Source organism: Ancylobacter lacus (assembly GCF_018390635.1).
GTDB lineage: Bacteria > Pseudomonadota > Alphaproteobacteria > Rhizobiales > Xanthobacteraceae > Ancylobacter > Ancylobacter lacus.
The window spans coordinates 131,065-141,229 of sequence record NZ_JAHBGE010000078.1 but is presented as its reverse complement, the minus strand read 5'-3'; the positions used below and the strand labels follow the sequence as shown (position 1 = coordinate 141,229).

Below are 10,165 nucleotides of genomic sequence, written 5' to 3'. Positions count from 1 at the left end.
CGTCCGTGATCCCGGACCGAAGCCCCGCGCCCGACGCCACCGCGACCGAAGCCCCAAGCCCCAAAAGCCGCTTCACCGTATCCGGCGTCGCCCCAACACGAGGCTCAACACCCGATACCTCCCCAAACACACCAATCCGCATGACGGGGCTCAGGAGGTGACGATGAGGAGGAGGAGCAGCACGGCCAGCAGACCGCCGGACAGCGCCGGGCGGCCATTCTCGGAGACGAGGCCGATGGCCGTGGTGACGAGCATGGCCAGCACGCCGAGCGTGAACAGACCCCAGTGACCATTCACCGCGCCGATCGCCAGCGCGATCATCAGGCTGGCCAGCGCCAGCGTGCTGACCAGCGTCATCTTGACGAAGAACTTGTAGGTACCCTCGTGCTCGGCATAGTCATTGCCGGTGGCGGTGGCGTATTCGGGCGCGTGGCTGGCCATGAGACCCCCTCCTTAGGATGATGAAGGCAGTCTTCCGCTTTAGCGGAAGACGCCCCACCCGGCAACGCCGAAGGGCCGCGGGCTCAGAGGAGTCCGACCTCGCGCAGCGCGGCGCCTTGCCGCGCCGTCACCTCCGCCACCGAGAAGCCGGCGGTGGCGCCCTCGAACAGGGCATGGAAGTTCAGCTCCGCCCGCAGATGCAGGAACACCCCGCCGAGGCCGATGGCGGCGCGGTCCATGAACACGAATTCCCGCGGGATGGTGAGCGGGCCGAGCCGCTTCAGCGCCGAATGCACCCGGAAGGCCTCGCGCCGGCCATAGTCGCCCGGCGCCACGCCGTCGGCGATGGTGCGGACGCGGTCGTCCAGCAGCGGGCCGTAGATGAAGCCGGCCCAGATGTTGAGCACCTCGATGACCTCGCGCCGCAGGCCGCAGAAGCCCCAGGTCTCGTAGGCATGGACGATGCGGGCCTCGTCGCCGGCCTGAAGGCCGCGATAGAGGTCCACCACCCCGCCGACGAAGCTCGGCGGGAAGATGCGGATGCAGCCATAGTCCAGCAGGTTGATGCCGCCGGCCTCCGCGCCGCCCTCGCCCGGCCGCTCGAACACGGTGTAGTTGCCGAGATGGGGATCGCCATGGATGACGCCGTGGCGGGCGAAGGGCAGCCACCACGCCGCGAACATGGCGCGGGCGATGCGGTTGCGGATCTCCAGCGGGGCGTCGCGGAAGGCGAGCAGCCGACGGCCCTCCAGCCAGTCCAGCGTCAGCAGCCGGCCGGTGGAGAGTTCCGGCCAGACCTGTGGCACCCGCACCCCGTCCTCGCCGGCGAGCATGAGGCGGTAGAGCGCGGCGTGGCGGGCCTCGCGGCGGTAGTCGAGCTCCTCGCGGATGCGGGCGCCGATCTCGCCGGCGATCTCCCGGGTGTCGATCGCCGGGTCCATCCGCCGGTGCAGGGCGAAGACCAGGTCGAGCTGGCGCAGGTCCGCCTCCACCGCCGACTGCATGTCGGGATATTGCAGCTTGCAGGCCAGCGGGGCGCCGTCGAGCGCGGTGGCGCGGTGCACCTGGCCGAGCGAGGCCGCCGCCGCCGGGGCCGGCTCGAACGCGCCGAAGCGGGCGCGCCAGTCCGGCCCCAGCTCCGCCATCATCCGCCGCTTGACGAAGGGCCAGCCCATGGGCGGCGCCTCGCTCTGCAGCTTGGCGAGCTCGGCGGCGTATTCCGGCGGCAGCGCCTCGGGAATGGTCGACATGAGCTGGGCGACCTTCATGATCGGCCCCTTGAGACCGCCCAGCGCGGCGGCAAGCGCGGCGGCATTGCCGCCGCCGGCCTCCAGCCCGAGCAGGCGGCTGCCGGCGATGCGGGCGGCCACCCCGCCGACGCGGGTGCCGACCCGGGCATAGCGGGCGGCGCGGGCGGCCAGCCGGTTGCCCTCCCGGTCGGCGCCGGCGGCGGCGGGGATCTCGGACACGGGGATCCCGGACGCGGGGATGTCGGAGGGCGGGGTGGTGTCGTCGGAATGGCTCACGGCGGGCTCCTGCTGCCCCCCTGAGCTGTGCCCCAAGGCCGCCGCTTTCAAGCCACGGCTGCGTGAAGGCGGCGAAATCGGCGGCAGATGCGGCTCATACGGCCGGCGGGGGGCGCCGGCTCACTCGCTGGAGCAGCAGCAGGGCGAAAAGCGCGAGCGGGCCGAGGAAGTCGGTATAGAGGATCGGCCCGGCATTGCCGGCGGCGACATTACCGGTCTGCACGATCTGCACGATATGGCCGACCCCGGCCCCGCCGAGGAAGCCGGCCATCACCACCGCCACCGCCGCGCGGAAGCCGGGCGAGCCGAAGAAGGCGCCGATCAGTCCGGCAAGGCCGATGCCGAGATTGGCCATGCCGACCTCGAACTGGAACGGGCTCGGCGCCCAGCCGATGGAGGCCGCCGCCTGATCGGCGAAGAAGACATGGCCCAGGAAGCCCCACAGCCCCATCAGCCCCACCGGAAAGACGAGGATGCTGCGCAGCAGAGCCTCGACGATGCGGCCCATGCCGGGCGGGCGCGGGCCGCGCCAGAGCGCGATGCCGGCCGCGGCGAGCGCCGCCAGCCAGGACAGGATGGGAACCCAGAACACCACGCCGCCGCCTCCCCCGATGCCGCCGCGCGAACTGTGGCACGGCGTGCCGGCGCCGGGGAGGTATCGGGCAGCAGCGATTGCCCGGGACGGCGAGCGGCGGTCAGGCCAACCCGGCGAGGCGGGCCAGCGCGCCGGCGACGGCATCGCGATGGTCGGTCAGCGCCTTGTAGGCAAGCTGGCCGGGGTCGAGGCCAAGAATCTGCTCGCGCAGCCCCGCCGCCAGCGCCGCGCCCTCGGGATGGCGGCGGAAGGCGGTGAAGGGATCGACATGCACCCGGATGGTGAAGAGGATGTCGCCGCTCTCCGGCAGCCGGCGCAGCGTCTGCCGCTCCACCCGCACGAAGGCGGCGGTGGCGAGGTCGCCGTCCTCGCCGAACCAGTCGCGCGGGCGTTCCTTCGATTCGGGGTGGTGCAGCTCGTCGTCGGGATAGATCGACCAGTTCACCCGCCAGACCGGCTGCTCCACCTTCAGGTTCTCGAAGATGCGGTTCATCACCCGCGCCATCTTGTCGGGATAGCCGGGCACGGCGGCGTGGATGCCGTCCAGCGACTTGCCGAACTTGTCGGCCAGCGACCACGCCGAGGGGAAGCACAGCACCGCGGCGGTAAGGCGGTAGCCGCCCTCGCCCGGGCTCATGATGACGAGATCGTCCGACACCAGCCGGCCGGCGGTGATGAGCGGCGGCTCGCCGCTGTCGAGCCGGACCAGCCGGTCCGCCGGCACGAGGCGGATGGCGTCGTCCTCGCGGCGATAGACTTCGGGCTGACTCTCGAGCAGATGCGCGACGAGGCGGGCGAGGGTTTCGGCCTGCGCCGGGCGGGAGCCGGGCTCCTCGCGGAACACCACCTCGCGCTTTTCCGCCAGCAGGCGCTCGCGCTCCGCCAGCGTCGGCACGAGGCGGGTGTCGGTCTCGATCCAGTGGGCGAGATCGAGCGGGGCGAGCGCGATGGAGAAGGGCTTGCGCGAGCCGTCATAGGGGGTGTGCCGCAGCGCGGGCGGCTCGGCGCCGGCAAGGCCCGCGGCATCGCGGGTCGGCGTCGCGGTGGAAGGGTCGATCGACATGGCAGGCTCTTTCCCGGCGGGCTTTTCCGGCAGTCCACGAACCCGCCGGCGCGCGCCGGCGGATGCCCCCTTGTCCGCCCGCGCCGGCGGAAAGTGCAAGCCTAAAATTCGCTCACACGCCCATGGCCGGCGGAGCCGCCACCCCGGCCGCCCCGCCCGCAGGCGGCGCCCCTTGCGGCCCGGCGGCGGGGCGCGGGGGCAGCCGGAGCAGCTCCCGCACCTGGTTCAGCAGGGGGTGGTCGGCCTCAAGGCCCGCCTCCACCAGTTGCGCCACGTCGGGCACATAGGCGCCCGGCTCCCGGGCGGCGACGGCGACCCGGTCGGCGCCGGAGAACAACCCCTTGAGGATGTGGAAGCCGAGCGCGCGGTAAACCTCGAACTGCTCCTCGCTGAAGAGCTGGTCCAGCGTCGTCTCATGGGGAAAGCCCGGGAAGCGCCGCCTGTAGCTGCGGATCATGTCGCTCTCGTCGTCGGTCAGGGAGGATTTGACGTAGACGAGGATGCCCTCCGGGCACGGCCCTGGACCGGCCGGAGGGGCATAGGTGATGCGGCCGACCGCGACATGCGGGCCCACCGCGCCGGGCTTGCGGCCATCCGCCTTCAGCGCCTCCGCGCGGATCGCCTCCCACGGCAGGTCGATGCGCACGCCCATATCGATGCGGGCGTGGCGCTGCAGGATCATGAAGGAGGTGAAGTCGAAGGTGGCGTCCGCCTCGGCATCGAGCACCAGAATGAGCCGGCAGCGCCGCCGCAGCAGCTCGATGAGGCCGAGATTGTCGATATGGCCGCCATCGGAGATGTAAACCTGCGGCTGGTTCTCGTTGAGAAGGCCGAACATCTCGCGCAGGAAGGCCAGCCGGAACCGCGGCAGGTGGCCGGAGCCGTTCGCCGGCAGCCCGGCGAGGCAGCGCGGATTGGCCAGCCAGTAGCCGAGCCGGACATTCGTCAGCGCCAGCGTCGGCGTCAGCGGGGCGAGGCTGTTCGAGCCCATGTTGGAGGAGACGGCCGCCCCGGACGCCGCGACCACCGTGCCGACATCGACGCCGGGCTGGTAGGCCAGCAGGTCCTGGGTGCGGGCATAGCCGGTGGCGCGGCTGCCGACGTGATCGTGGCTGAACAGGAAGAAATCCGCATTGCGCCCGCGGGTGTTGGCGAAGCGCGAGTTCTGCAGGTTGATCGCGGTGTTCATCAGGAGATACGGCGCCCGCGCCGGGTCGATGCCGCTGGCGCCATCCTCGCCCGCCCGCAGCCGGAAGGTGTCCGCCGCGGTCACGCGCGCGCCCGGCGGCGCGTCCACCGGCGGCGGGCAGAACAGGAAGGCGCGGCTCAGGCAGTCGCGGTAGAGCCGGTGCAGCGAGCTGGCGCCGAGCCGCCAGCGCGCGCCGGCGAACCATTCAAAGGCCAGCCAGACGACACCGAGGGCGGCGGGCACGCCGAGCCACAGCCAATGCCAGGCCGGCGGACTCACGGGATGGCAGGCCGCGGCGGCGACGTCGATGACACCGGTGGCGGTGAAGCAGGCCGCCGGTGCCTTGAGCGGCAGGGTGGGCACCACCTGCAGGGCGAGGAACAGCACCCCCACCCACAGCAGCAGCGGCAGCACCGCGGCGCCGGCCCACAGCGCGAGGTGGCCGCCCGCCCGCAGCAGCGCCGCGCTCCGGCTGGGGTCGGTGCGCATCCTGCCGAGGGCGGCGGCGAGGCGCGGCCCCACAAAGGCCACCAGCGCCGACAGCGGCGCCAGCGCGGCGATGGCCGGGCCGAGGCTCCACTGCGCGCTCTTCAGCACGACCAGCGCGTCGAGCAGCCGGTTGCTGGCGTCCAGCCACACGGCGAAGCCCACCGCCAGCGCCCAGTAGAAGAACCGGCCGGAACGCTCGACCGGCATCTCCGCGCGGTCGATGTACCGGGTGAAGGAGCGCATCAGGCCCCAGACCAGAAGGGCGGCCAGCGAGACCCACAGCAGCACGGTGCCCGCCCTCGGCAGGCCAACCCTCCACAACGGGGCGAGAGCGTCGCGGTAGAACACCAGCACCAGCGCCAGCAGGGCCAGCGCACACCCCGCCAGCGCGCTGGTGACCGCCAGCCCGCGCAGATACACCGCGACGCCGCGGTAGATGTCGACCTTCTGCGGGAAGAGGTAGTTGGAATGGTCGCGCAGGTGCTGGACCGCGGGCGTCTCCTCCTGGTCGAGCACGCTGCGGAACGGGAAATGACCGCCATTGAGGCTGAGCGCCGCGACCAGCGACGCCCCGATATAGCCGCCGCCCGACACGGTGGAGAGATAGTCGAACCGGTCGAGCACCGAGGGCGTCTCGTCCGCCGCCGGGCGCACGCCATGGCCCGGCGGCGGCGTGTCGCCGGCCTGCACCACGGCATCCATCGCCTGAAGCGCGCCGAGGCAGAAGGCGGCGGAGCGGATGCCCCCGCCCGACTGGGCGAGGCCCAGCACCGGGCCGAGTTCCTCTGAAAGCGGGACGGCGCCGCAGGCGGCGCGGGCGCGCTCCTCGTCCCCGATCAGCTTCGAGCGCCGCATCCGCTCGGCGACATGGTGGCGCCGCCGCCGGATCGACTCCGTCTCGGCGGCGATGACGGCGTCGATCTCGACCACCGCGATCGGCGTGGCGGCCCGCCCTTCCGCATCCGGTGTCCCGGTCTTCGCCGGCGGCGCACCGCCACCCGGCCTACCCCCGCCCGCCGCCCCGGCGGACGGGGCTTCCCCGTCGTCCTGTGCCATCGCCCCGATCCCCCCCTCAGGACGATACCGCAGGGGCAGGACGGTTCAACCGGAGATTTCAGCCCCGCGCGGCGGCACGCGGCCGCCGCCTCGATCGCCCGCGACGGCGGGCGCCGCCGGGGCGGCGGCTCAGTCCTCCATCGCCTCCAGCTCGCCGATCATCCGCTCGATGAGGTTGAGGCCGGTCTGCCAGAAGGTGGGGTCGCGGGCGTCGAGGCCGAACGGGGCGAGCAGCTCCGAATGGTGCCGGGTGCCGCCCGCCGCCAGCATGGCGAGGTAACGCTCGGCAAAACCCTCATTGGCGTTCTCGTAGACCGCGTAGAGCGAGTTCACCAGGCAGTCGCCGAAGGCATAGGCATAGACATAGAACGGCGAATGGATGAAGTGGCCGATATAGACCCAGTAATTCTCATAACCCGGGCCGAGATGGATGCCCTCGCCGAGGCTCTCGCCCTGCACCTCCTTCCAGATCGCGCAGATCCGCTCGGAGGTGAGCTCGCCCTGCCGGCGCTCGGTGTGGATGCGGCGTTCAAAGGTGTAGAACGCGATCTGCCGCACCACGGTGTTGATCATGTCCTCCACCTTGGAGGCCAGCATCGCCTTGCGCGCCGCCTTGTCCGGCGCGGCGGCGAGCAGGCTGCGGAAGGTCAGCATCTCGCCGAACACCGAGGCGGTCTCGGCCAGCGTCAGCGGGGTGGGCGCCATCAGCGCGCCATTGGGCGCGGCGAGCACCTGGTGAACGCCATGGCCGAGTTCGTGGGCGAGCGTCATCACGTCGCGCGGCTTGCCCATGTAGTTCAGCAGCACATAGGGGTGGGCGGACGGCACGGTGGGGTGGGCGAAGGCGCCCGGCGCCTTGCCGGGGCGCACGCCGGCGTCGATCCAGCTCCTGTCGAAGAAGGTCCGGGCGATGTCGGCCATGCGCGGGGAGAAGCTGGAATAGGCCCCCAGCACGGTGTCGCGCGCCTCGTCCCAGCCGATGGTGCGGGTCTCGACCTTCGGCAGCGGGGCGTTGCGGTCCCAGTATTCCAGCCGGTCCTTGCCGAACCACTTGGCCTTCAGCTTGTAGTAGCGGTGGGCGAGGCGGGGATAGGAGGCGTGCACGGCGGAAACCAGCGCGTCCACCACCTCGCGCTCGACCCGGTTCGCCAGGTGGCGGGAATCGGCGATGTCCTCGAAGCCGCGCCAGCGGTCGGAGATTTCCTTGTCCTTGGCCAGCGTGTTGGTGACGAGGGTGAAGAGGCGCAGATTCTCGCCGAACACCTTGGCCAGCGCCTCGGCGGCGGTGCGGCGCTTCTCCTCCTCCGGCTCGGCGAGGAAGTTCAGCGTCTGCTCCAGCGGCAGCGACTGGCCGGCGACGTCGAAGCGCAGCCCGGCAATGGTCTCGTCGAACAGCCGGTTCCAGGCGCCGCGCCCGGTGATGCCCTTCTCGTGGAAAAGCTGCTCGATCTTGTCGTCGAGCTGATAGGGCTTCTCGCGCCGCACATCCTCCATCCACGGCCGGTAGCGGCCGAAGGCGGGGTCTTCCAGCGCGGCGTCGATGAGGGCGTCGTCCAGCCGGTTCAGCTCGAGCGTGAAGAACAGCAGGTGGGTGGAGGCGTCGGTCAGCTTTTCCTGGAGATCGCCATAGAACTTGGCGCGGACCGGATCGGTGGTGTCGCCGGCATAGACGAGGCCGGCATAGGAATAGAGCCGGCCCAGCAGGTCCTCGAGACCTTCGTAGCGCTTCAGGATGGCGGCCATGGCGGCGCCGGCGCCGGGGGCGGCGACCACCTCGCCGAGCCGGCCCTTGGTGTCGGCCTCGAACGCGGCGCATTCGGCCCCGGCGCGGGCGAGGTCGGCGGCAAGCTCGGGCGAATCGAGGCCGGGATAGAGGTCGGAGAGGTCCCACTGCGGCAGGGCGCCGAGCGCGGCCGGGGCCGGCGCGGCGGAGGCCGCCCCGGCGGACGCCGCGGAACGGAGCGGGAGCGGAAGACGGTCGAGGCTGCGCAACATGGTCACTCCAGAAAGGATGTCAGCCAGTGATATCGTGCGTCGGCGCGGCCAATCAATCCGTCCGCCCTGCCGCAGGGCCGGCGGCGCGCGCGCGTCCGCCCGGCCCGGGCGCTGCCGTCGGGCCGCCTTGCCCTCCCCGATGACCCCCCCGATGCGCTCCCCTTGCCGGCGGCGGCGAGGTGGAGGAGCCTGTGCGGCGCGGGCGCCGACGCCCGCCCTGCCGTCATCGAGGTGCCCCGTGTTCCGCCTGTCCCGCCCCGCCCGCTCCGCCCGCGCCCCGCTCTCCGGCCTCGCCCGTGCCGCGGCGCTCGCGCTCGGCCTTGCCCTCGCCGCCGGCTCCGTGAGCGCGGCCTTCGCCGCGCCCAGGCGCATCGTCATCGTGCGCCACGGCGAGAAGGCGACGCGATTCGGGCTGTGCGACATCGGCAAGGAGCGGGCGAACGCGCTGGCGGCGCAGTATCTCAGCCCCACCAGCCCGATGAGCCTGATCCGCAAGGACCCGCCCGCCGCCTTCATGGCGATCACCCTGCACACGCTGGAAACCGCCCAGCCCATCGTGGCGGCGTGGGACATGCCGATAAAGACCAACCGCCTGATGCTGGAGCCGATCCGCAACAACCGCTATTTCAACTCCAAGATCAACGTGCAGAACCGCAAGGTGGCGCGCGACCTGCTCACCAACCCCATCTGGCACGGCAAGACCGTGGTGCTGGTGTGGGAGCATTTCCACATCGCCTCCGAAGCGCTGGAAAAGCAGTTCCCCGGCGAACAGGTGACGCTGCGCCAGCTCCTGAACCTCGACCGCATCCCGAACGTGCCGGGCGGTGTGCCGAAGACCTGGCCGGACGGCAATTTCAACTTCTTCTGGATTCTCGACTACGCCAACGACACCGACACGGTGCCGAGCTCCTTCCGCGTGGTGCGGCAGTATTTCGCCTGGCCCTATTCCAACCTGCCCTCGAACGACTGGGGCACGCCCGAGCCGCTGCCGGCGGATTCCGGCTGCACCAACGGCTAGGATGCCGCAGCCTCAGCCCCGCCCGCGCCGGGCCCGGCCCGCCACAACCTCCACCGCGAAGGCGACGAGATAGTCGTTCAGCTCGAACGAGGCGGCGGTGGCGGCGGCGGCATCGCGCGCGGCGATCGCGGCGAGGATGCGCCGGTGCAGAGCCTTGCCGGCGGCGATCTCCCGCGCCCCGCCTTCCGCCGCCTCGCGCAGATGCATGACCCAGAAGCGGCGCGACAGCGCCTGCAGCGGCGTCATCAGCGCTTCGAGATAGGGGTTGCGCGCGGCCCGGATGATGAGGCGGTGGGTCTGCCGCACCGTCTCGACATAGGCCGGCAGGGCGAACTCGCCCTCCAGCGCGGCGGCGAGCGCGGCGATGTCGGCGAGGTCCGCCGGGCTCGCCCGCTCGCAGGCCAGCGTCACCGCCAGCGCCTCGGTCGCCCGCCGCACCTCCAGCGCGCCGAGCTGGTCTTCCACCGACATCGGCGCCACCTCGATGCCGCGGCTCGGGTGAATGCGCAGCATGTGGCCGAGCGCCAGCCGCTGGATGGCCTCGCGCACCGGGGTGCGGCCGAGGCCGGAAAGCTCCATCAGCGTGCGCTCCGACACCAGCGTGCCGGGCTTCAGCTCGCCGGTCTCGATCAGCGCCTGAAGCGCCGCCACCGCCTGCTCGGCCTGGCTGATCATCCGCGTCTCCACCCCACGCTCTGCCCGCCCCGCTCATAGCGCGGCGGGCGCGGAACGCAAAAGCCGGTTGCCATACCGCCGATATATCGGTTGTATGTCGGAATATCCATCAGGAGCC

General features: G+C 71.7%; 8 protein-coding genes and 1 pseudogene. 1 reads left to right on the top strand and 8 read right to left on the bottom strand.

The window, feature by feature from the left end:
• The 7 genes and pseudogenes from KHC27_RS19690 to KHC27_RS19660 all read right to left on the bottom strand — a co-directional run.
• Nucleotides 1-142: pseudogene (locus tag KHC27_RS19690) on the bottom strand (NAD(P)(+) transhydrogenase (Re/Si-specific) subunit alpha); the annotation flags it as partial.
• An 8-nt stretch (nt 143-150) separates the two neighbouring features.
• Nucleotides 151-441 carry an aa3-type cytochrome c oxidase subunit IV gene (locus KHC27_RS19685; RefSeq protein ID WP_213341413.1) on the bottom strand — a complete coding sequence of 97 codons (291 nt, stop codon included), beginning with the start codon at nt 439-441 and terminating at the stop codon, nt 151-153.
• 83 nt (nt 442-524) lie between these two features.
• Complete coding sequence (locus KHC27_RS19680; RefSeq protein WP_213341429.1) at nt 525-1,901, bottom strand: ABC1 kinase family protein; 1,377 nt, start codon at nt 1,899-1,901, stop codon at nt 525-527.
• Nucleotides 1,902-2,061: 160 nt separating this feature from the next.
• Complete coding sequence (locus KHC27_RS19675; protein ID WP_213341411.1) at nt 2,062-2,562, bottom strand: DUF6790 family protein; 501 nt, start codon at nt 2,560-2,562, stop codon at nt 2,062-2,064.
• Between the two features lie 100 nt (nt 2,563-2,662).
• Nucleotides 2,663-3,625, bottom strand: a complete 963-nt coding sequence (locus KHC27_RS19670; protein WP_213341409.1) for a heme-dependent oxidative N-demethylase family protein — start codon at nt 3,623-3,625, stop codon at nt 2,663-2,665.
• Nucleotides 3,626-3,737: 112 nt separating this feature from the next.
• Nucleotides 3,738-6,359 carry a patatin-like phospholipase domain-containing protein gene (locus tag KHC27_RS19665; protein ID WP_213341407.1) on the bottom strand — a complete coding sequence of 874 codons (2,622 nt, stop codon included), beginning with the start codon at nt 6,357-6,359 and terminating at the stop codon, nt 3,738-3,740.
• A gap of 129 nt (nt 6,360-6,488) precedes the next feature.
• Entirely contained in the window at nt 6,489-8,354 is a 1,866-nt protein-coding gene (locus tag KHC27_RS19660) for a M3 family oligoendopeptidase (protein WP_213341405.1), read from the bottom strand.
• Nucleotides 8,355-8,592: 238 nt separating this feature from the next.
• On the opposite strand from KHC27_RS19660, the gene KHC27_RS19655 reads away from it, so the two are divergent.
• Nucleotides 8,593-9,372, top strand: coding sequence for a histidine phosphatase family protein (locus KHC27_RS19655; protein WP_343210948.1), 780 nt, complete (start codon nt 8,593-8,595; stop codon nt 9,370-9,372).
• 12 nt (nt 9,373-9,384) lie between these two features.
• On the opposite strand, the gene KHC27_RS19650 is transcribed toward KHC27_RS19655, so the two are convergent.
• The gene (locus KHC27_RS19650; RefSeq protein WP_213341403.1) at nt 9,385-10,047 is read right to left on the bottom strand and encodes a GntR family transcriptional regulator; all 663 of its coding nucleotides are present in this window, start codon (nt 10,045-10,047) and stop codon (nt 9,385-9,387) included.
• Between the last annotated feature and the right edge of the window lie 118 nt (nt 10,048-10,165).

Coding starts and splice junctions, on each gene's coding strand:
- KHC27_RS19650 (WP_213341403.1), bottom strand. CDS start 10,047: ATGATCAGCCAGGCCGAGCAGGCGGTGGCGGCGCTTCAGGCGCTGATC.
- KHC27_RS19660 (WP_213341405.1), bottom strand. CDS start 8,354: ATGTTGCGCAGCCTCGACCGTCTTCCGCTCCCGCTCCGTTCCGCGGCG.
- KHC27_RS19685 (WP_213341413.1), bottom strand. CDS start 441: ATGGCCAGCCACGCGCCCGAATACGCCACCGCCACCGGCAATGACTAT.
- KHC27_RS19665 (WP_213341407.1), bottom strand. CDS start 6,359: ATGGCACAGGACGACGGGGAAGCCCCGTCCGCCGGGGCGGCGGGCGGG.
- KHC27_RS19670 (WP_213341409.1), bottom strand. CDS start 3,625: ATGTCGATCGACCCTTCCACCGCGACGCCGACCCGCGATGCCGCGGGC.